Origin of the sequence: Hoeflea sp. Naph1 (assembly GCF_046837775.1) — a bacterium.
In the GTDB taxonomy this organism is placed as follows: Bacteria; Pseudomonadota; Alphaproteobacteria; order Rhizobiales; family Rhizobiaceae; genus Hoeflea.
Map to the genome: position 1 here is coordinate 1,842,927 of NZ_CP177286.1, position 21,173 is coordinate 1,864,099.

Here is a 21,173-nt window from a genome sequence, read left to right on the forward strand (position 1 = left end):
CCTGGGCCTTTTGTTTGTGCCTTGAAGCCGTTTATGCGGTTGGCAAACGGTAGTCCTTGAGCTGCTCGCGCAGGGTTGTCTTCTGGATCTTGCCGGTTGCGGTGTGCGGGATTTCATCGACGAACACGACATCATCAGGAATCCACCATTTGGCGATCTTGCCTTCAAGAAAGCCGAGCAGATCCGGTTTGGACGGCGACTTTCCTTCCCTGGCCACGATCACCAGCAGCGGCCGTTCGTCCCATTTCGGATGGGCGACGCCGATGACCGCGGCTTCCGCGACGTCGGGGTGGCCTACCGACAGGTTTTCGATTTCTATCGACGAGATCCACTCGCCGCCCGATTTGATCACGTCCTTGGCGCGGTCGGTGATTTGCATGTAGCCATACTGGTCGACATGGGCGACATCGCCCGTATCAAACCAGTTTTCCGTGTCGAACAACTCGGCCCCACGCTCCTTGTAATAAGCCGACGATACCGCCGGTCCGCGAACCTTGAGGCGCCCGAACGTGGTGCCATCCCAAGGTAGCTCGTTGTTCTCGTCGTCGGTGATCTTCATCTCGACGGTGAAGGGCGGGTGGCCCTGCTTGGTCTGCAGGTCGAGTTTCGCCTCGCCCTCCAGGTGTTGATATTCCGGTTTCACCGAGCACAGCGTGCCCAGCGGGCTGGTTTCGGTCATGCCCCAGGCGTGGATCACCTCAACGCCGTAATTGTCCTGAAACGCCTGGGTGATCGCGCGCGGACAGGCCGAGCCGCCAATCACGACACGGTTCAGGTCCGGCAATTTTCCGCCTTCCTTTTCCATGTGCTGCAACAACATCAGCCACACTGTCGGTACGGCCGCGGTGATGGTCACCTTTTCTTCGGTGAGCAATTGATAGATCGATTGCCCATCCATCCCGGCGCCGGGCATGATCATCGCGCAACCCGACATCGGCCCGGAAAACGCGGTCGACCAGCCATTGGCATGAAACAGCGGCACCACCGGCATCAACCGGTCACGCGATGACAGGCAGAGCATGTCCGGTTGCATTGCGGTCATGGCGTGCAGCACGTTCGACCGGTGGGAATAGACCACACCTTTGGGGGCTCCGGTGGTGCCCGATGTATAGCACATTCCCGCCGCGGTGCGTTCGTCGAACTCGGCCCAGACGAAGTCGCCATCGGCTTCGGCGATATAGCTTTCATAGGATACCGCGTTGGCAAGCGAGGTTTCGGGCATGTGCGCGTCGTCGGTCAGAATGACGATTCGCTCCAGACTCGGCACCTTTGGGGCGATGGCCTCAACAAGCTTGATGAAGGTGAGGTCGACAAACAGCATCCGGTCTTCTGCGTCGTTCATGATCCAAGTGATCTGATCGTGAAACAGCCGTGGATTGAGCGTGTGGTAGACCGCGCCAACGCCGAGAATGCCGTACCAGGTTTCCATGTGCCGCCAGGTGTTCCAGGCCATGGTTGCAACCCGGTCGCCGATTCCTATCCCGTCGCGGGCAAGTCTTTGGGCGAGTTTGAGCGACCGTGCGTGGATTTCGCCGTAATTCGTTCGGTGGATGGGGCCCTCCACCGAGCGCGAAACAACCTCTCGCTGGCGGTGATAAATCGCCGCATGATCAATCACCTTGTGGCAAAGAAGCGGCCATTCTTGCATCATTCCCAGCATGTTTACCCCTTGAAGTCTCACGTTTTTACTCTTGGAGCAGTATGTCCCAAATTGCCGTTTTCACAATATGAAAATATGTGGGCAATCATTTTGAATCCGTTGGTCTATGGTATAGCTTTGCCCAAAGAATTTGCAGGTGATGCGGGTACATGATGAAATATCGAGCAGTTTGAAGGGTGCCGGCCCACCAGCAGTCAGCGCACATCTATGGAGGGAAGCGGATGGCTTGTTCACCCGAAAATTCAACTATCAGGTCAGGCGGCCGTCGCGTCGCCAGGCCAATCGCGGGCGTTAAAATGTTTGAGTTGAAGAAGTTTTTCCTGCATCGGCCGGGCGGTAAATGACTAAGCGCGGTCAGCCTGCCAAAGACCAGGCAGATATTCTGAGCCGATTGGAAAAATGCGCGACACAGTTCGACATTTTCCGCTTGTTGCGGGAAATTACAGAAGCCTACGGATTCAGTTATTTCTTCATTGCCAGCCCTTCAAATGAGGGATCGAAGACTTTTGCCGACATGATGATCATCACGTCCGCGCCGGCATCGCTGGTGCAGCGCTATGAAGATGGCGGCTTGACCAAGAACTGCCCTCTGGCCGACGCCTTGGAAGGCATTGGTGCGCCGGATGAATATAGGCTCGATGGTCCGGACCTGTCCACGTCACCTGCGCATCAGACCGCTCTGAGCGGGTTCCGGAACGATTATGATCTTGATTGCTGGTTCATTGTTCCGGTCTATCATCCCGATCATGGGCCAGCGGCAGTCTGCTTCCTTGGCAAACGCGGGGGAATGGACTTCACCGAAAAGGCCGGTCTCGCCTTGTTCGGGCAAGTCGCGCACCACAGGCTGCGGTTCGTATCAGCCAAACCCGCAAAGGCCGACTCGCCTCTGACCGAGCGCGAGCGCGAGTGCCTGATCTGGACCTCGGCAGGCAAGACATCGGTGGAGATCGCCCGGATTCTCGACCTGTCGGAACATACGGTCAATCACTATCTCAACAATGCCGCGCGCAAGCTAGATGCCGTCAACCGGACCCAAGCGGTGGCCTATGCGATCCGCAATGGCTTCATTGACTAGGGGCTGTTGACGTTTACCGTGTGTGAATGAGCGTTGCGGCAATTGAGATGAAGGCTTTGAAACTCTGGTCGGTTTTGCAAGAGCGCATTGCTATCCCTCTGTTTTCCTTCAGTTTGCCAAAGTAGTTTTCGATCAAATGCCGCCATTTGTAGGTTTCCTTGTCGAACTCTGCCGGGAACCTCCGGTTGGATTTTGGCGGTATGACCGGGGTTATGCCGCGATCCAGCAGGCCATTGCGCAGCCAATCCGCGTCAAAGGCCCTGTCCGCCAGCAAATATCCGGCGGACAAGCCGCTGATCAACGCATCGGTCTCGCGCAGATCATGAGCTTGCCCTGGCATCAGACAGAAATCGACGAGATTACCGAGCGCATCCGTCAGAGCCAGTATCTTTGTCGTTATGCCGCCGCGTGAGCGTCCAATGGCCTGGCAGAGAGTCCCCCTTTTGCGCCCTGACCCGAGCGATGAACCTTGACGATAGTACCGTCGATCATTGCGTATTCCAGATCGGCGTCTGAGGCTAATGCTTTGAACATACAATAGAAAGCATCCGCTTTGACCCATCTGCGGAACCGCTTGAATACAGAATTCCATTTGCCAAACTCACCCGGCAATTCGCGCCATTGCGCGCCCGTGCGGACGATCCAGAGGACTGCCTCCATGAAAAGTCGTGGGTCACGTCCGGTTTGTCCGGGATCGGTGGTTTTACCCAGGCAGTATGGTTCGATGATCGCCCATTGCGAATTGGATAGGACTCTTCGGGTCAAGGTTGCTCTCCTCCGTTTGCAACCTCGAATCAGAAGTCAGGTGATTTGGGAATCCCGAACGTCAACAGCCCCTAATGCATGGCGCGTTCAAATGGGTTCATTCGAACGATAATTTGGATGCATTGGTTCTAGCGCTCGCAGTGCCACGCCCGGCGGTCTCTGCTCGTGGCTTGGCAGGCGTGGTGATGGCTACTCCGCGACCGGATACCAATAGCGCGCATTGGCTTCACCACGAATGATCCGCACATGCTGGTTGGCAAACACCCGGTAGGGATGGCTCCACTCGCCGTCGGGCCATTGCACCCGAATGGTGGCGCGCTCGGATACGCCCAGACCGACATGTGTGAACCCGGCCTGGCCCGATGCATGGCCTCCACCCACCTGCAGCCGCCGGGTCTGGGTGCGGGTGCCGGTGCGCACGGATATCAGCGCTCCGACCGCCGCCGGGTTGATGGCGCCATTGTCGAGTTCGATCTTGACCCAGTTGCCGAGCGGACGGTGGCCCCAGCTGGTTGCCGCGCCAAGATTGTGGAACAGGCTTGCCGGATGCTCGCGGTTGACGACCAGCAGGTCGAGCATGCCGTCCATGTTGAAATCCTCAACGACCGCGCCGCGCCCGCGCGTATCAAGCGCAATGCCGGCTTCATCGCCTTTCTCGTGGAATTTTCCATCAAAACCGCCGAGCAGCAGATTGTCCGGGTCGAAACTGGCAAAATCCGGCATCGCCTGGACGTTGCCCTTGGCGATGAACAGGTCGGTCATGGTGTCGTTGTTGATATCGGCGAACTGGCTGTGCCAGCCGGTCGATGGCTTCGGGTCACCGCCAGTATAGGGCCGCTGTGCGGTGGCGCCCATCTCGAAGGCGATGTCGCGGTAGATCGGCCGGTCCTCACCGGCCTCGTCGTCGAGTTTCTGCAGCTTGGTGTCGCCCATCGAGGTCAGTGCGTATTCGGGCAGGCCGTCGGCGTCGAAATCGGTTTCGGCGATGCCCATCCCCCAGATGGTAAGCCGTTGCCAGCCTTGCGATGCCGAATAGAGTTTGGGCGCACGGCCCGGCGACACGTCCCAGAGTTGCTCTTCGCCGCCGCGATAATATTGCCGGTCATTGGTAACCCTGAGGTCGGGCTGGCCGGAGCGGTTCCAGTCGGTAAACAGCATCGACAGCGCACAGTAACCTGGCTCCAGCGTCAGCGCCTCTGTGTAATCCGGCGTCTCACCTGCGCGTGGTCGCAGCAGCCGGTTGGCCTCGCAGGTTCCAAACGGCGTGCCCGGCGCGGACCTGTCTACATAATTGCCAATGGCGATGGTTGGAAACCGGGCCTCCTTCTCCCAGACCGCCGACATCGCCGTCGACCAGGCGCGGCCTCCATCGAAGCTGAAAGCGCGGTTGGCTTTGGTAAAGCTGCAATCCGGCCCGCCCTTCAGCACCAGATTGCGGCCCAGTTTGAGCAGCACCAGATCGGTATGGCGGTCATTGTCGATGTCGAGCGGGTAGGCGCCCAGAACATTGCTCAGATCTTCCGATGACAATCCGGTTTGTACGGCCTTGAACGCCAGCGCGCCGCCGGTAGGGCTTTGATTGACGTACAATTGCGCCTCTGAGGCACCGCCAGCCAGTAGCAGATCGGGGAGCCGGTCGCCGTTGCAATCAAAACTCGCCGCGCCGCCGCCAACAAAGAACTCCCACGGCCCGGTATAGCTGTGGTCGATACCCGCAGCGATCGCCTCCTCGTGCAGCGTCGGGATGTCCGCGGCAAAATCGGATCCCGCATGGGCGGGCTGGTGGAATGACAAAGCGCTGATGATGCCAAGCGTGAGACAGGAGCGGATATAGGTCATGGGACAATCACCAGAGTTTTGAGATAGGCAATCAAGGCGGATTTGTCGGCATCGGGAGCAGCCTCATAGGCATCCCGGGAAGCCCGCGCGTCGCCTCCGTGGGCCAGAATGATTTCGTCCAGGCTGTGGAAATCATTGCGGTGGCCATAGGGTGCGGTTGATCCGACGCCCCACAATTCGGTCGTCTGAAAAATGTTGCGGTCGACAAAACGTTGCGACAGCAATTCATTGCCGAGCGCGTCGATTTGGTTGTCGGTCATGACATAGCGTTTGAGATCGCCGAACAGAGGCACCAGCACCCGGCCTTGTTCGTCGCGGGGCAGGGACGCCGCCCAGTCCATCAACGCCAGATCGTAAATCGCCGGCGCATCGACTTGCCGGTCGTTGAGGGTGCCGGCCAGATCGTATGGGCCGGGATCAGAGAAGGCGAGGCTTTCCAGCGGCAGCGAAGGACGGTGGCAACTGCCGCAATCAAGTTCGCCAAGTACCACTTCGCCACGCACTGCGGCCTCAGGCCAGCCGGCAATTTGAGGAACCTCTTGCCGCGGCGCGGGCAATGTCGCCTGCCAGGCAACCAGTGCCGAGATGTCGGCGGCGGTCACCTCGACGGATTTGCCGTCTCCGTCAAAATCCGCCGAGCCGGTCCAGCGTGCGCCATACCGTTCGTCAGGCTGCATGCCGTGGTGGTGGTTGAGCGCGTTGATGGTGAATTGCCGCAGCGAGGTCATCACGCCTTTGTGGCTGAACGGGCGGATCACCAGGTCGGTGTCGACGCCGTCAAGTTCATCGAGATTGACCGAGCCGTCGGCTTCGGCGGTGATGAAGCCGAATGCCACACCCTTGGTTTCAAGGGGCAGTCGCACGGTCTTGCCGTCCGCACGCGCCTGAGACAGCGCCGTGTTGCGGATTGCCTGCAGGTCGCGGCTCATTTCCCGCGCCAATAGTTCCAGCAGGCCCGAGCCGAACACGTGGTTGGTGCCCCGTTCATTGGAGAACTGCGGATCCAGTGAATCGAAGTCGGCGCTTTCGAAGCCTTCGGAAACGAACACGTTGGCCACGAAATCCCCGGCGCCGCCCATCACCGGCTGGTTGTGGCAGGCGCCGCAGGATCCCGAATCCGGTCCAGCGGTGCGCATGAACGCCTGTTGGCGTGCATGTTTGCGCCGGGTTGGGTCAATCGCCTGCGTTGCTTCCGGACGGCCGACACCGTCCTCGGTGGTAAACCGCGCCGCAAACAGGGCCTCGCCGGTTGCCATTAAGCGTTCAAGATCGGGTTTGGACAATCGCCCGGTGGGCATCTCCCCGGTCGCGCCCAGCGCCTGAGTGCGCTCCGCCCATGGTTCGGTTGCCAGCGCCGTCCCCGCCAGCGCCAGTTGAAGGCCCAGCAAGAAAGCCAAATGGTTCCGCAGACGCAAGCCCCGGTCCAAATTCCTCATCATGTTCCCCCCTGTTCCAGGATCTTCGGCGCAATCACCTCAAGGTCGATCGCCGCCATTGTGCGGTTGAGATGGCCTTCGAACACGAGGGCTTCCTCGTCATGCGATAGCGAAATCTCGAGCGGGCCCTCAATTCGGATACCAAGCGATACCGACAGGCCCTGATCGATCCCCGGCTGCATCAGGTCGAAAAACCGGATTCCCGGCCCGGTAAACACAACCGGCATACGACCGTACAGGCTGACCAGCCGCGCCAATCCGTTGCCAAGTGCGGTTCCGGCCTGGCGAAAGGCAAATTCCGCCATGCGGTCGCCGCGTCGCGCTAATCTGGCAATCTTCTCGACCTCGGTGAAAGGCACAAAACTTGCGGGAATGGTGTTGGGTGGCACCTCAAAGGCAGCGCGCAGAATTGCATAGAACCCGGCATAGGCCTCGATGCAGCCGTGCGAACCGCACCGGCACAACGCGCCGTCGTGGATGTGGATCATGTGGCCGAATCCGGGAGCCTTGGCCTGCGGCGATTGCGGATGTTCCGCATCAACAACGCCCAGGCCGATGGAATGACCGAGCGATAGCGCCGCCAGTCGCGGCACCGGCAAACCGGTCTGCTTGCGCAACGATTTGTGCAGAGCGCTCGCGACCAGCAGGCTTTCATGGTTGAGGGTCACCTTGGCGCGCCAATCCGGCGCCAGTGCTTCGCGCAGATTGATCTGCTGGCCGCTAAGCACCGGGGACCACAGCAACGTGGCATTGTCGTCGGCAACCAGCCCTTTTGACGATATCGAGATCGCCACCAGCGTGTCGCGCGTCACACCGGTACGTTCGGCAAGTTTCTTCAGTGCTGCGCGGATGCCTTGCACGAAGATCTCGGCCTGCTGGCCGGTGTTGTCGCGCTTCTCTTCAATGCGGTCGATAAGCGTTCCGGAATAATCCACCATCGAGTATTGAAGCACATCGGAGGAGATGCGGACGAAGGCTGCATAGGCGGCGGCCCGGCGCTGATTGAACAGCACTCTCGGTCGCCCACGCCCCTTGGCGGACGGCGCTTCCGCGCGCTCGATAACATGTTCGCTCTCAAGTTCCTGGGTGATGGCGGTGACGGTGGCCGACGCAAGGCCGGTGGCGATCGCCAGTTCGGTATGGGATTGACCGCGCTGCTCGCGCAACGCCGCAAGCACCAGCGCCCGGTTCTGGCGCCGGATCAACTCCGAGCTGGATTTCGTCAGCATTTTCGCCGCCGGACCTTCATGTCTTGAATCCGCTCCCGTTTCCTCCGCCATGGATAACAGCCACTCCCGGGCCTTGTTATTCCATGTTTATCCCCGCACGCCCCGTGTCAAAGCCGCACTGCAGCGTCTTTCCCCGGGTTTCTGTCTTGTCTCCGCGTCAAGGCGACTGGGTGCGCAACCGGACCCGTAAAGTGATGACGCCGACCGTGCAATCCGGCCTGAGTTGACAGCGTGGCGGAACCCTGACATTAATTTTCTCGACTGTCGAGAAAATAACTTTACATTTCATGGCAGTTCGTGCAGTTGAGCTTTGACCGGGCAGGGAGGCCCCGTCCGGCAGGAAATTCCCTTGGGAGGACAACATGAAATCGTTTATCTATTTGATGGCTGGATCGGCTATCGCGCTGACGATGTCGACGGCAACTTTCGCCAAGGACATGGTGATCGGCGTTTCCTGGTCAAACTTCCAGGAAGAGCGTTGGAAGACCGACGAAGCCGCCATGAAGGCCGCCATTGAAGCCAATGGCGACACCTACATTTCCGCTGATGCGCAGGCCTCGGCCGCCAAGCAGCTTACCGATGTCGAAAGCCTCATCGCCCAGGGCGCAAACGCGCTGGTGATCTTGTCGGTTGACTCCGGCGCTGTTGGCGCCGCCGTCGACAAGGCCGCCGCCGAAGGCATTCCGGTGCTCGGTTACGATCGGCTGATCGAGGATGAACGTGCTTTCTACCTGACCTTTGACAACAAGGGCGTCGGACGCATCATTGCCGAGACCGTCAAGGCCGCGCAGCCGGAAGGCAACTACGCCATCATCAAGGGCGACAAGGGCGATCCGAACGCGCTGTTCCTGCTTGAAGGCATGATGGAAGTCATCGGCCCGGATATTGAAGCGGGCAAGATCAAGATCGTCGGTGAAGCGTTCACCGACGGCTGGAAGCCTGACAACGCGCAGAAGAACATGGAACAGATCCTCACCGCTGCCGACAACAAGGTCGACGCGGTTCTGTCTGAAAATGACGGCATGGCCGGTGGTGCGATCGCAGCGCTTGCAGCCCAGGGGCTCAACATCCCGGTGGGTGGCCAGGATGGTGACCATGCAGCGCTCAACCGTGTTGCCCGCGGCACACAGACGGTTTCGGTCTGGAAAGACGCACGCGCACTTGGCAAGGCTGCTGGTGATATCGCCGCGATGCTTGCTGATGGCAAGGCGATGACCGACATCCCCGGTGCCGTGAAGTGGTCCGGTGGCGCCAAGGGCGTTGAGATGAATGCGATCTTCCTGGCCCCGACCCCGATCACCAAGGACAACGTCGGTGTTGTCATCGAGGCGGGTCACATTGCCAAGGACAAGGTCTGTGAAGGCGCCATGGACGGCGTCAACGGCTGCTGATCCTGCTTGTATTTTGAACAAGACCTGCGCCGGCGAGATTTCGCCGGCGCAGGTCGCGCCTTGCCGATCAAAATCGGACGGCGCAAACTGCTGCCAGCCACCCGGACTGCGGGAGCGGCCAATAATTGCTTGTGGATGGGGGAGTCCAGGTGAGCCAAACACTATCAAAATCCGAAACCGGCGCTGGCCGGGTCGAAAACGAGGGCCTCTTCACAAAGTTCCTGCGCGCGACCGAGGTTGATGTCCGGCTGCTGGGAATGATCGCCGCCTTGCTGGCGATCTGGATCGGGTTCCACGTCTATGGCGAGCTGGTCATCGGCCGCGGTTCGTTCCTGTCGGCGCGCAACCTGTGGAACCTTTCGGTTCAAACCGCCTCCATCGGCGTCATGGCCACCGGCATGGTGTTGGTAATCGTCACCCGGCACATCGATTTGTCGGTTGGCTCGATCCTTGGCTTCTCGGCCATGATGATGGCCATCGTGCAGGTCTGGATCCTGCCCGAATATCTCGGTCTCGGCCACCCGATGATCTGGATCATCACCGTCGTCTGCGGCCTGTTGATTGGCGCCGCGATCGGCGCATTTCACGGCTATCTTATTGCCTATCTCGGCATCCCCGCCTTCATCGTCACGCTCGGCGGGTTGCTGGTCTGGCGCGGCGCGGCGTTCTTGCTGGCGCGCGGCGAGACCATTTCTCCGGTCGACAGCACCTTCGCGCTTTTGGGTGGCGGCCCCTATGGCTCGATTGGCGCCACCGGAAGCTGGATCGTCGGTGTGCTGGTCTGTCTTGGTATTGTCGCCATGCTGGTGGTCGGCCGGCGTCAGCGCAACCGCTACAATTTCCCGCTGCGGCCAATGTGGGCAGAGATGTTCCTCGGCATCGTCGGCTGTGGCGTCACCATCGGTTTCGTCATGCTGGTCAACAGCTATCCTTGGCCGCGCGGCATCGTCAAACAGTATGTCGCCGCCAACAACATCGACACCCCGGTCAATGAGCTGTTCATTTCCCACGGTTTCGCCATCCCGGTGCTGATCCTGTTCGGTGTCGGTATCCTGATGACCTTCCTGACCTCGCGCACCCGCTTCGGCCGCTATGTGTTTGCCATCGGCGGCAATCCAGAAGCTGCGGAGCTTGCCGGCATCAATACCCGCTGGGTCACGGTCAAGATCTTCGCTTTGATGGGGCTTTTGTGCGGCCTGTCCGCAGTCATTGCCAGTGCCCGTCTCAATTCCGCGACCAACAATCTGGGCACCCTTGACGAACTCTATGTGATCGCTGCGGCGGTGATCGGCGGCACCTCGTTTGCCGGCGGCGTCGGCACCATCTACGGCGCGATCCTCGGTGCAATCGTGATGCAGTCCCTGCAGACCGGCATGGTGCTGATCGGGTTTGACGCCGCGATCCAGCAGATGGTGGTGGGCGGAGTTCTCGTCGTTGCCGTCTGGATCGACACCATGTACCGCCGAAGCGCCAAGTAAGGAGCCCCGACATGTCAGATACGATGAACAAGACACCCTTGGTCGAACTTCGCGACATTTCCATCGCCTTTGGTGGCATCAAGGCGGTCGACCATGCTTCGGTTGATCTGTTTCCGGGCGAAGTGGTGGCGCTGCTGGGTCACAATGGCGCGGGAAAATCGACGCTGATCAAGATCCTTTCGGGCGCCTACAAGCGTGATGCCGGCAAGATCTTCATCAATGGCGAGGAAGTGCATATCGAGAACCCGCGCGATGCCAAAAAATACGGCATCGAGACCATCTACCAGACGCTGGCTGTCGCCGATAACGTCGATGCGGCGGCCAATCTCTATCTCGGCCGCGAACTGCAGACCGCCTGGGGCACGCTCGACGACATTGCCATGGAAGCCGAGGCACGCAAGGTGATGGGCCGGTTGAACCCGAATTTCCAGCGCTTCAAGGAGCCGGTCAGCAAGCTCTCCGGTGGCCAGCGCCAGTCGGTGGCGATTGCCCGCGCCATTCTCTTCAACGCCCGCATCCTGATCATGGATGAGCCGACGGCGGCGCTAGGCCCGCAGGAAACCGAGCAGGTGGGTGACCTGATCAAGCAGTTGAAAAAGGAAGGCATCGGCATCTTCCTGATCAGCCACGACATCCACGATGTGTTCGACCTCGCCGACCGTGTCAGCGTCATGAAGAACGGACAGGTGGTTGGCCACGCCAAGACTTCCGATGTCACCAAGGATGAGGTTCTGGGGATGATCATCATGGGCAAATGCCCGCCCGGCGCAATCCCTGGGCCTGGCGCCCTGCAGACTACCTGAACCAATCGCAACCGGGGCCTCGATCCCCGGTTTTGCGTTGACGGCCATTCATGCTCGGTTTGGTTAGTTGACGCTGTCGGGTGATCCGCCATTTCGTGTTCACAGCCAGGGATTGGCTGTCGGGGGGCGTTGGCGATCACGGATGTTTTACCGGAAGATCAAAATATTTTCGGGACTTCTATTGCATCGCAGCATTGGGTGGCCCATATCCAAGTCAACGCCGCGTCGAACACCTCCTCCTCCCAGTTCGGCGAGGCATCAGTCGGGACACATTGAGCCGGGATCCTCCTCCCAAGCACCGGTTCGACGTCCCGACAACCTACAAGCGCCTGTCGGGTCTGACCCGGCAGGCGTTTTGTTTTTCGGCGCCGTTTTGCCAGTGCGAAAGCCCGTCTCCGCTACAGAAAGAAATCGGCCTTGTGTTCATGGACGATGGCCGAGATGTGATCGGCGACGGTGCGCACCCGCGCCAGGTCCCGCGCCGATTCATGATAGACCATGTAGTAGGAGCGTTCGATCCGGTGTTCGGGCAGCAGCCGGATCAGATCCGGGTCGGTCACGGCAATGTAATCATGCAGCACGGCGATGCCTGCCCCCGAGCGCACCGCCTCGGTTTGTCCGGTGGCGCTGGAAATTTCCAGCTGCGCCGCCCAGTTGCGCAGGATGTCGCGGGTGAAATGCAGTGACGGTGAAAAGATCAGGTCTTCGACATAACTGATGAGCCGGTGGCCTTTGAGGTCTTCTGTCCGGGCCGGCGTTCCGTGGGCTTGCAGGTAGCTTCGCGAGGCATAGAGCGCCAGCGAATAATCCACCAGCTTGCGTGCCACCAGCCGGCCTCCGGACGGTCGCTCGACGGTGATCGCAATATCTGCCTCGCGTTGCGGCAGCGAGAAGCTGCGCGGAACCGGCACCAGTTGCAGCCGTAAATCCGGATGTCGCGCAATCAGGCTGCCCAGTCTCGGCGCCAGAAACGACACACCGAATCCATCAGGCGCGCCGATCCGCACGGTGCCTGAAATGGCGCTGTCGGTGCGCCCCAGATTGGCCTGGGCGGCCAGCATCTCGGCTTCCATGCGTTCGGCATGAACGAGAAAAGCCTCGCCTTCGCCGGTGAGCCCGCAGCCATTGGTGCGGCGAACGATGAGCTGCGCGTCGAGCGCTGTCTCCAGCGAGGTGAGCCGCCGGGCTGCGGTGGCGTGGTTGATCCCGAGCCGCCGGGCCGCGCCGAGGATCTGTCCGGACCGGGCTATGGCCAGGAAAACCCGGATATCATCCCAGTTCATGAGTGCTCATCCGAACACCACGGTCTTGCGGCCATTGAGCATCACCCGCGATTCAAGATGCAACTTTACAGCTCGCGCCAGCACCCGGGCTTCGATGTCGCGGCCGGTGGCGACCAGATCGTCACCGGTCATGGCGTGGCTGACGCGTTCGGTCTCCTGCTCGATGATCGGGCCTTCATCAAGGTCGGCCGTCACGTAATGGGCCGTCGCACCAATCAGCTTGACGCCCCGCTCATGGGCCTGGTGGTAGGGCTTCGCGCCCTTGAAACTGGGCAGGAACGAGTGATGGATGTTGATCACCTTGCCCGACAGCTGGCGTGAGAGATTGTCTGACAGCACCTGCATGTAGCGCGCCAGCACCACCAGATCGGCACCGGTTTCCTCTACCAGATCGATCAGTTTCTGTTCCTGCGCTGCTTTCGTGTCACGTGTCACCGGCCAGTGATGAAATGTCAGGCCTTCGCTCTCGGCCCGCTTGCGACTGTCATCGTGATTGGAAACGACCGCCACCACTTCGGCGTCGAGCCAGCCGACGCGGATCTGGTAGATCAGGTGCAGTAGGGCGTGATCGAATTTCGAGACCATGATGATGATCTTCGGGCGTTTGGCGCGGTTGTTGATGTCGATCTGCATGTCAAACCGGGTAACCGGTTCCTGCAGTGCCGCAGCAATGGCATCTGCGCGGGTGCCGGACGGTGCTTCAATCGCAATCCGCATGAAGAACCGGTTGGATTCGCGATCCCAAAACTGACCGGATTCCGCAATGTTGGCACCCAGCCGCGCCAGTTCTGCGGTGACGGCTGCGACGATGCCCGGTTGATCGGCGCAACCCAGCGTGATGACAAAATGCGAATTCGACATGCCCTGCTCCAAGATAGACCGAAGCCGGCTCAGCTCCGTTGCACAGGGTTTTGCGGCATCGTTCTGGAGCGGTCAAGAACGCGGTTCCCGTTTTCTGTCGCGACCATCGGTCGCTCCCTGGGCACAAGGTGCAATGGGGCGATTGTCGTCACCGGATTGATTAAATCCGGGAAGTCTCCACCCGCTCTAGGCAATCGGCGGGGTAATAGGGCCAATTGGCCTTCTCGCAGGCGGTGGTCTTCGCTGTTGCCGGAGACAACACCAGGCGGGCTTCGCCCAGTCGTGCTTGGTTGCGTCGCGTGACGTCCGAAGCGTCGGCGTTGTTCAGTGCAACTGCTTCTGTCAGCGACAGCGAAGCCATGGCCATATTCGCCGTGGCTTCCGGGGCGACAAAACTGCGCTCGTCGGCTGAAATGGCGGCAACACCCAGGGCGAGAACAGCTGCAGATATGAGAACGGTCTTTTTCATGCCACAATAACGCCGCACCACTGCCTTGGTTCCCCGCTGATTGACTGATTGGTGGCAATTATCCAGATGATTTGCGGACTGCTCCGCGAAATTGTCGCTTTGAACCTCCGCTTTGATGCCCTATACCGCAGCGATCCGCCGCAGCCGTGGTTGAACGCCTTCCACTAGCGATCCCGCCGGCCCGGCAAATTTCAATTGAAAGAACACGATGACGCCCAGGACAGATATTCATTCAGCAATCAGTGATGCGCTGACAAAGCGCGGCTATGATGCGCTCACACCGGTGCAGGAAGCCATTCTCGCGCCCGAACTGCGCGATGCCGACCTGTTGGTGTCGGCCCAGACCGGGTCGGGTAAGACCGTGGCTTTCGGAATGTCGCTGGCGCCGACCTTGATGGGCGACGAGCAGTCGTTGCCCCATCCCCAGGCGCCGCTGGCGCTGGTCATCGCACCGACCCGTGAACTTGCACTCCAGGTCGAGCGCGAACTGGCCTGGCTTTATGCCGAAGCCCGCGCGCGGATCGCCACCTGCGTCGGCGGCATGAACATGATGACCGAGCGGCGCACGCTCGAACGCGGGACCCATATTGTGGTGGGAACGCCCGGCCGCCTGCGTGATCATATCAACCGCGGTTCGCTGGACCTCTCTGCCATTCGCGCCGTGGTGCTCGACGAAGCCGACGAGATGCTTGATCTCGGATTCCGCGACGATCTCGAATTCATCCTCGACGCTGCGCCGGATGAACGCCGTACCCTGATGTTTTCTGCTACCGTACCGCAGGGCATCGCCAATCTTGCCAAGCGCTATCAGCGCAAGGCGGTCCGAGTTACCACTGCCGGTGAGCAGAAGCAGCACCTCGATATCGAGTATCGTGCATTGACCGTTGCGCCGAATGACCGCGAGAACGCCGTCATCAACCTGCTGCGCTATTATGATGCCAAGAACGCCATCGTCTTTTGCAGCACCCGCGCCACGGTCAACCACCTGACCGCACGGTTTTCCAACCGCGGTTTTGCCGTTGTCGCGCTTTCGGGCGAACTCAGCCAGAACGAACGCACCCACGCATTGCAGTCCCTGCGCGATGGCCGCGCCAAGGTCTGCGTCGCCACCGATGTTGCCGCCCGCGGGCTCGATTTGCCGGATTTGGAACTGGTCATTCATGCCGATCTGCCCAAATCGCCGGAAGGCCTGCTGCATCGGTCCGGGCGTACCGGTCGGGCGGGCCGCAAGGGTGTCTCCGCCATGGTGGTGCCGTACAACGCCCGTCGTCGCACCGAGCGGCTTCTGGCCGACGCGCGGATTTCGGCGACGTGGGCACGGCCACCGTCGGCCGCCGAGATCCTGGCCCGCGATGATGAGCGTCTGATGGACGACCCGAACTTCCTGGCCGACATTACCGAAGACGAAACCGCGATGGTTGCTGCGCTTTTGGAACGGCATGGCCCTGAAAAGGTTGCCGTGGCCTTGATGCGCTTTCACCATGCCGGCCGGTCAGCGCCCGAAGAATTGATGGAAAACGGGCCGGTGCCTTCATCCGGTGGCACTTTTCAGGAGCGTGCGCCGCGTGAGCATGTGCCGATCAAGGATGCCGTCTGGTTTTCATTGTCGCTTGGTCGCAAGCAATCGGCAGAGCCGCGCTGGCTGCTGCCGATGATCTGCCGCGCCGGCAACATCACCAAGGCGGAAATCGGCTCGATCCGGATTCATGATCTGGATACGCATGTTGAAATTACCGGCGCAGCGGCGGCAAAATTCGAGGCCGAGATCGGCCCATCGGGCAAGATCGAGAAGAATGTCATCGTCACGCGGCTTGCCGGTGTTCCCGAAGCGCCGGCGCGCAACCAGCGCCCGCCGCGCCCCCGCGACAACGATTCCGCATCAGGCCCGCGCCCGGATCGGGGGGGGCGTCCTGACGCGGCCGGAGACGATTACCGTCCCCGCGAAAAGGCAAAGCCTGACTATGCCAAGAAACGCCCCTTCACCGGCGGCAAGAAGCGTGACGACCGGCCGCCGCGGCAAGACGCCTACGCTGACCGTAAACCTGCGGTCCGCGATGACCTGCCCAGCGGCGCAAAGCCAGGCGTGTGGCCATACGATGATATCCCGCCGGCCCGCCCGGTTGAGAGTGACAAGCCCGCTGCGGATCACGTAAAGCCGAAAAAGGCCAAGCCTTCGGTTCGCAACGACAACGGCGCAGACAAACCTTATGCCGCGGACAAACCCAAGGCCAAGGACAAGAAGCCCAAGCGCGACAAGCCTGCCTTCAAGGCTGATGCCAAACCGGCCAAGTCGCACCGCAAGGGACCTCCGCCGGCAGCAGCGCCGGCCCCTGCACCCGCCGCGGGCCACGCCTCGGCCAAGGATGGCGGCAAGGGTGGTCTGAAGCGTAAACCCAAAGAATAAAGCACAAGCCCAGCAAGCGGCGCGATTGAGCGCCGCTTGTGCAAGCTTTGAACCGTTTCTCCAAAGCATCGCTGCCGCAGTGCAGGACACTGTGGTGTCAAAAGTGATACAAGTATAAAACCGCTGGCGCCAAGGCGGTTTCCACCCTGCGTTCTCGCCATGGTTCCCTTGGAAAACCGCATATTCCTGTAGTCTGAAGTTTCCGCATTCTTAACGAAACCATGATTGAATCCGATTATGGGAAGAAGCGGCAGCTTCAGGCATGATGCGTTTCCCGGCGGTGGCAAACCGCGTGTGGCACATGCGAGCTCATGACCGTGCCTCATTCCAGATTTTAACACCGGACTGTCCGGGCCTTGATATCGCGATGCGCCACGGCGCCGGATATTGGGTTGGGGCATTTGAAACGAGGGCAGGATGAACGCGACGCAATCCGACAACCAGACATCAGGTCTTGAGATCATTTCGTTTTTTCTCGGCGAACAGGTGTTCAGCGTGAACATCATGTCGGTCCGGGAAATCCGCGGATGGGCGCCGGCAACGCCGCTGGCCCACGCCCCCCGCCATGTCATGGGCGTGATCAACCTGCGTGGTACCGTCATCCCTGTCATCGACATGGCGCTGCGGCTCGGGCTTGAAGCCATCGAGCCCACCGAGCGTTCGGCAATCATCGTCGCCAGCGTTCGCGGGCAACTGGTTGGCCTTCTGGTCGACAATGTCTCCGACATGGTCACCGTCGTCGAGAGCGAAATCCAGAACGTGCCCGAGGTCGGGGCCACCGAAGTTCAGAGAATGACCACGGCGATCATCGCCAAGGACAAGCAGATGATCTCGCACCTCGATCTCGAATCCCTGCTTGATGAAGAAGGCGAGCTCGCCGCCTGAACCTCTTCTGATACCTGCCAATTTTAAAGGGCGGGCGCGCCGGTACATCCGGCTGCGCCCGCCCTTTTACGGTTATCCGGCACCATTTCCCGCGGGTTATGGCCTCGATCGGGTGAAACCCGGCAGCGATAACTGCTTCTATTTATGTGCGCTGCATCATCACCGGTGGACATGGCTCGACTGGCAATGCATGCTGTTTTGCGCCGCAAGGCCGCCCGATCAACGGATACAGCTCATGTCGATCCTGGCTAGCGTTCACCATCTGACTCATTACAAATACGACCGCCCGGTTAGCCTGGGCCCACAGATCATTCGACTCAGACCGGCGCCGCACTCGCGTACCCGGGTTGTCTCGCATTCGCTCAAGATCAGTCCCGAGCAGCATTTCGTCAATTATCAGCAGGATCCTTATGGAAACTGGATGGCACGCTATGTGTTTCCCGATCCGGTGATGGAATTCAAGATCGAGGTCGATCTTGTTGCCGACATGACGGTCTATAACCCGTTCGATTTCTTCGTCGAGGATATCGCCGAAGAATGGCCGTTTGATTATCCCGAGGACATAGCCCCCGATCTGGTGATCTACCGCACGCCGGAACCCGCCGGTCCGCGACTGGCCGCGTTCATGCAGACAGTGCCGCGTGAGCGAGCCCGCACGGTCGATTTCGTTGTCGGCCTCAACGCCCGATTGGCCAACGAGATTGGCTACGTCATCCGCATGGAGCCGGGTGTACAGACGCCAGAAGAAACCTTTGAAACCGGCCGCGGATCGTGCCGGGACACCAGCTGGCTGCTGGTGCAGGTGCTCAGGCAACTGGGCTTTGCCGCGCGCTTTGTCTCGGGCTACCTGATCCAGCTCAAGCCGGACCTGGTTGCAATAGATGGGCCCGCCGGAACCGATCACGATTTTACCGACCTGCATGCCTGGACTGAGGTCTATCTGCCAGGCGCCGGCTGGATCGGTCTCGATCCGACCTCCGGCCTGCTGACCGGCGAAAGCCACATCCCGCTTGCCGCAACGCCGCATTACCGCAATGCCGCACCGATTTCCGGGCTGGCGAGTTTCGCCGAGGTGGAATTCGGCTTTGACATGCGGGTCGAGCGGATGGCGGAGCACCCGCGCATCACCAAGCCGTTCAGCGACGAGTCCTGGGACGCGCTCAACCAACTCGGCCACGATATCGACGACAAGCTGAAGCAGGGCGACGTACGGCTGACAATGGGCGGCGAGCCGACTTTCGTTTCGATCGATGATTTCGAAAGTGAGGAATGGAACACCGCTGCAGTTGGCCCGCAAAAACGCGAGGCTGCCGACAAGCTGATCCGGCGGCTGCGCAACCGTTTCGCGCCCGGTGGGTTCCTGCATTATGGCCAGGGCAAATGGTATCCCGGCGAGACACTGCCGCGCTGGACCTTTTCGCTTTACTGGCGGCGCGACGGCAAGCCGATCTGGCATAATGCCGAGCTGATTGCCGATGAGGGACAAGAGACCGGGCAGGCAAGTCCGGAGTCCGCCCGGGAACTGCTCTCGGCGATTGCCGATACACTCGGAATTGCCGAGGGTCACGTGGTGCCCGCCTATGAGGATCCGGCCGAATGGATCATCAAGGAAGGCAATCTGCCTGACAATGTGACGCCGGAAAACTCCAAGCTTGAGGACGCCGAGGAACGTCATCGCATTGCCACGGTGTTTTCGCGCGGGCTTGCCACGCCGTCTGGCTTTGTGCTGCCGGTACAGCGCTGGCAGTCAAAGGCTGCGGCCCATGGCTGGCGGTCTGAAAAATGGAAGACCCGGCGCGGCCACGTGTTTCTGGTGCCCGGCGACAGCCCGGTCGGCTATCGCTTGCCGCTCGGCTCGCTGCCGCATGTGCCTGAATCCGAATATCCGTTCGTCAATCCCGCAGATCCGACTGAACCGCGCGGCGATCTGCCCGATCTGGCCGCCGCAGCCTTTGCCGATGCACTGGCTGACTCCCGTGCCGCCGCTGCCGCGGCCCAGCCGGTCGCCCAGTTTTCCGCTGCCGAGCCGACCCAGCAGCGCGTCGAGCAGGAAATCGGCGATCTCGATGGCGCAGTCCGCACCGCGATCTCGGTCGAGCCGCGTGATGGACGTCTGTGCATATTCATGCCGCCGGTGGAAAAGGTCGAGGACTATCTCGAACTGGTCTCGGCTGCCGAAGTGGCGGCCAACAAGCTCGGTCTGAAGGTCCATATCGAAGGCTACGGCCCGCCGCACGATTCGCGCCTCAATGTTATCCGGGTGGCGCCCGATCCCGGTGTGGTCGAGGTCAATGTCCACCCAGCCACCAGTTGGGATGAGTGCGTTGCAATCACCCAAGGGGTCTATGAAGAGTCACGCCAGACCCGGCTCGGCGCCGACAAGTTCATGATCGACGGCCGCCACACCGGTACCGGCGGGGGCAACCACGTGGTGGTTGGCGGGGCAACCCCGCTCGACAGCCCGTTCCTGCGACGCCCAGACCTGCTGGCCAGTCTGATCCTGCACTGGCAACGCCACCCGAGCTTGTCGTTTTTGTTCTCCGGCATGTTCATCGGCCCGACCAGCCAGGCGCCACGCATTGACGAGGCGCGTCACGACAGCCTCTATGAACTCGAGATGGCGCTGGATCAGATCCCGCATCCCGATGCCGGAAACCCGCCCCTGCCATGGTTGGTTGATCGGTTGCTGCGCAACCTGCTCACCGATGTCACCGGTAACACCCACCGCGCCGAGATCTGCATCGACAAGCTCTATTCGCCCGACGGTCCCACCGGCCGGCTCGGCTTGGTCGAATTCCGCGGCTTCGAGATGCCACCAGACCCGCGCATGAGTCTGGCCCAGCAGGTGCTGATCCGCGCGCTCGTCGCCCGCTTCTGGCAGTCCCCCGCGAAGGGGCACTTCACCCGCTGGGGCACTACGCTCAATGATCGCTTCATGCTGCCGCATTTCATCTGGCAGGATTTCCTCGACGTGCTCGAGGACCTGCGCGACCACGGTTTTGTGCTGCGGCCGGAATGGTATGAGGCGCAGGCCGAATTCCGCTTTCCGTTCTGTGGCGAGGTTGTCTATGAAGGCGTGAAGCTGGAACTCAGGCAGGCGCTCGAACCCTGGCATGTGCTGGGCGAGACCGGTGCCATCGGCGGCACCGTGCGCTACACCGACAGTTCGGTCGAACGGCTGCAGGTCAAACTCGAAAGCGCCGATCCGTCTCGCTATCTGGTCGCCTGCAACGGACGCCCGGTGCCGATGGCGGCAGCCGGAAAGGCCGGAGTCTCGGTTGGCGGTGTGCGCTACAAGGCTTGGCAGCCGACGCTGGCGCTGCATCCGGTTCTGCCGGTCGACGCACCGCTCACCTTTGATATATTCGACACCTGGTCGGGACGACCGCTCGGTGGTTGTGTTTATCATGTAGCCCACCCCGGCGGTCGCAACTACGATACGTTTCCGGTCAATGGCAACGAGGCCGAAGCCCGCCGGCTGGCGCGGTTCGAGCATCGCGGCCATACCCCCGGCGCCCGCACGCCGACGCCGGAAACGCCGCCTCCGGAGTTCCCGTTCACGCTCGATCTGCGCCGCAAACCGGGGCTCTGACCG

The 21,173-nt window shown here is 60.7% G+C and carries 15 protein-coding genes; 7 read left to right on the top strand and 8 right to left on the bottom strand.

Going from position 1 to position 21,173, the window contains the following annotated elements:
• Positions 1-31: 31 nt before the first annotated feature.
• Positions 32-1,660: a long-chain-fatty-acid--CoA ligase gene (locus ACK6D9_RS08765; protein ID WP_412051365.1), complete on the bottom strand. Its 1,629-nt coding sequence runs from the start codon at positions 1,658-1,660 to the stop codon at positions 32-34.
• Between the two features lie 340 nt (positions 1,661-2,000).
• Between ACK6D9_RS08765 and ACK6D9_RS08770 the strand changes: the two genes are divergently transcribed.
• Complete coding sequence (locus ACK6D9_RS08770; protein WP_412051366.1) at positions 2,001-2,735, top strand: LuxR C-terminal-related transcriptional regulator; 735 nt, start codon at positions 2,001-2,003, stop codon at positions 2,733-2,735.
• Between the two features lie 13 nt (positions 2,736-2,748).
• Here ACK6D9_RS08770 and ACK6D9_RS08775 read toward each other — a convergent pair.
• From ACK6D9_RS08775 to ACK6D9_RS08790, 4 genes are all read right to left on the bottom strand, one after another.
• A protein-coding gene (locus ACK6D9_RS08775; protein WP_412049012.1) for an IS5 family transposase occupies positions 2,749-3,500 on the bottom strand; the annotation gives its coding sequence in 2 pieces (ribosomal slippage) (positions 2,749-3,167 and positions 3,167-3,500; 753 coding nt in all).
• Between the two features lie 189 nt (positions 3,501-3,689).
• Entirely contained in the window at positions 3,690-5,339 is a 1,650-nt protein-coding gene (locus tag ACK6D9_RS08780) for a CRTAC1 family protein (protein ID WP_412051367.1), read from the bottom strand.
• The gene (locus tag ACK6D9_RS08785) at positions 5,336-6,727 is read right to left on the bottom strand and encodes a di-heme oxidoredictase family protein (RefSeq protein ID WP_412051368.1); all 1,392 of its coding nucleotides are present in this window, start codon (positions 6,725-6,727) and stop codon (positions 5,336-5,338) included. The genes ACK6D9_RS08780 and ACK6D9_RS08785 overlap by 4 nt, the downstream gene beginning before the upstream one ends.
• 47 nt (positions 6,728-6,774) lie before the next feature.
• Positions 6,775-8,004, bottom strand: a complete 1,230-nt coding sequence (locus ACK6D9_RS08790) for an ROK family protein (protein ID WP_412051369.1) — start codon at positions 8,002-8,004, stop codon at positions 6,775-6,777.
• Positions 8,005-8,366: 362 nt separating this feature from the next.
• On the opposite strand from ACK6D9_RS08790, the gene ACK6D9_RS08795 reads away from it, so the two are divergent.
• The 3 genes from ACK6D9_RS08795 to ACK6D9_RS08805 all read left to right on the top strand — a co-directional run bounded on the left by ACK6D9_RS08795 (position 8,367) and on the right by ACK6D9_RS08805 (position 11,676).
• On the top strand, positions 8,367-9,395 hold the full coding sequence (locus ACK6D9_RS08795) for a substrate-binding domain-containing protein (protein WP_412051370.1): 1,029 nt from the start codon (positions 8,367-8,369) through the stop codon (positions 9,393-9,395).
• 149 nt (positions 9,396-9,544) lie between these two features.
• Positions 9,545-10,873 (top strand): sugar ABC transporter permease, encoded by a 1,329-nt coding sequence (locus tag ACK6D9_RS08800; RefSeq protein WP_322989999.1) that lies wholly within the window; start codon positions 9,545-9,547, stop codon positions 10,871-10,873.
• Positions 10,874-10,884: 11 nt separating this feature from the next.
• Positions 10,885-11,676, top strand: coding sequence for an ATP-binding cassette domain-containing protein (locus tag ACK6D9_RS08805; RefSeq protein WP_412051371.1), 792 nt, complete (start codon positions 10,885-10,887; stop codon positions 11,674-11,676).
• 398 nt (positions 11,677-12,074) lie between these two features.
• Here the strand turns inward: ACK6D9_RS08805 and ACK6D9_RS08810 are convergent, their stop codons facing one another.
• The 3 genes from ACK6D9_RS08810 to ACK6D9_RS08820 all read right to left on the bottom strand — a co-directional run bounded on the left by ACK6D9_RS08810 (position 12,075) and on the right by ACK6D9_RS08820 (position 14,289).
• A complete protein-coding gene (locus ACK6D9_RS08810; protein ID WP_412051372.1) occupies positions 12,075-12,959 on the bottom strand; it encodes a LysR family transcriptional regulator in 885 nt (294 codons plus the stop codon).
• Positions 12,960-12,965: 6 nt separating this feature from the next.
• Entirely contained in the window at positions 12,966-13,820 is an 855-nt protein-coding gene (purU, locus tag ACK6D9_RS08815; RefSeq protein ID WP_322990456.1) for a formyltetrahydrofolate deformylase, read from the bottom strand.
• Positions 13,821-13,980: 160 nt separating this feature from the next.
• Positions 13,981-14,289 (bottom strand): hypothetical protein, encoded by a 309-nt coding sequence (locus tag ACK6D9_RS08820; protein WP_412051373.1) that lies wholly within the window; start codon positions 14,287-14,289, stop codon positions 13,981-13,983.
• A 208-nt stretch (positions 14,290-14,497) separates the two neighbouring features.
• On the opposite strand from ACK6D9_RS08820, the gene ACK6D9_RS08825 reads away from it, so the two are divergent.
• The 3 genes from ACK6D9_RS08825 to ACK6D9_RS08835 all read left to right on the top strand — a co-directional run bounded on the left by ACK6D9_RS08825 (position 14,498) and on the right by ACK6D9_RS08835 (position 21,170).
• Positions 14,498-16,693: a DEAD/DEAH box helicase gene (locus tag ACK6D9_RS08825; protein ID WP_412051374.1), complete on the top strand. Its 2,196-nt coding sequence runs from the start codon at positions 14,498-14,500 to the stop codon at positions 16,691-16,693.
• A gap of 417 nt (positions 16,694-17,110) precedes the next feature.
• Complete coding sequence (locus ACK6D9_RS08830) at positions 17,111-17,578, top strand: chemotaxis protein CheW (protein WP_412051375.1); 468 nt, start codon at positions 17,111-17,113, stop codon at positions 17,576-17,578.
• A gap of 235 nt (positions 17,579-17,813) precedes the next feature.
• Entirely contained in the window at positions 17,814-21,170 is a 3,357-nt protein-coding gene (locus tag ACK6D9_RS08835; RefSeq protein WP_412051376.1) for a DUF2126 domain-containing protein, read from the top strand.
• Positions 21,171-21,173: the final 3 nt, after the last annotated feature.

Excerpts from the sequence above, each read along its gene's own strand:
- ACK6D9_RS08765 (WP_412051365.1), bottom strand. The coding sequence starts at position 1,660 with ATGCTGGGAATGATGCAAGAATGGCCGCTTCTTTGCCACAAGGTGATT.
- ACK6D9_RS08770 (WP_412051366.1), top strand. The coding sequence starts at position 2,001 with ATGACTAAGCGCGGTCAGCCTGCCAAAGACCAGGCAGATATTCTGAGC.
- ACK6D9_RS08780 (WP_412051367.1), bottom strand. The coding sequence starts at position 5,339 with ATGACCTATATCCGCTCCTGTCTCACGCTTGGCATCATCAGCGCTTTG.
- ACK6D9_RS08790 (WP_412051369.1), bottom strand. The coding sequence starts at position 8,004 with ATGCTGACGAAATCCAGCTCGGAGTTGATCCGGCGCCAGAACCGGGCG.
- ACK6D9_RS08795 (WP_412051370.1), top strand. The coding sequence starts at position 8,367 with ATGAAATCGTTTATCTATTTGATGGCTGGATCGGCTATCGCGCTGACG.
- ACK6D9_RS08805 (WP_412051371.1), top strand. The coding sequence starts at position 10,885 with ATGTCAGATACGATGAACAAGACACCCTTGGTCGAACTTCGCGACATT.
- ACK6D9_RS08810 (WP_412051372.1), bottom strand. The coding sequence starts at position 12,959 with ATGAACTGGGATGATATCCGGGTTTTCCTGGCCATAGCCCGGTCCGGA.
- purU (WP_322990456.1), bottom strand. The coding sequence starts at position 13,820 with ATGTCGAATTCGCATTTTGTCATCACGCTGGGTTGCGCCGATCAACCG.
- ACK6D9_RS08820 (WP_412051373.1), bottom strand. The coding sequence starts at position 14,289 with ATGAAAAAGACCGTTCTCATATCTGCAGCTGTTCTCGCCCTGGGTGTT.
- ACK6D9_RS08825 (WP_412051374.1), top strand. The coding sequence starts at position 14,498 with ATGACGCCCAGGACAGATATTCATTCAGCAATCAGTGATGCGCTGACA.
- ACK6D9_RS08830 (WP_412051375.1), top strand. The coding sequence starts at position 17,111 with ATGAACGCGACGCAATCCGACAACCAGACATCAGGTCTTGAGATCATT.
- ACK6D9_RS08835 (WP_412051376.1), top strand. The coding sequence starts at position 17,814 with ATGTCGATCCTGGCTAGCGTTCACCATCTGACTCATTACAAATACGAC.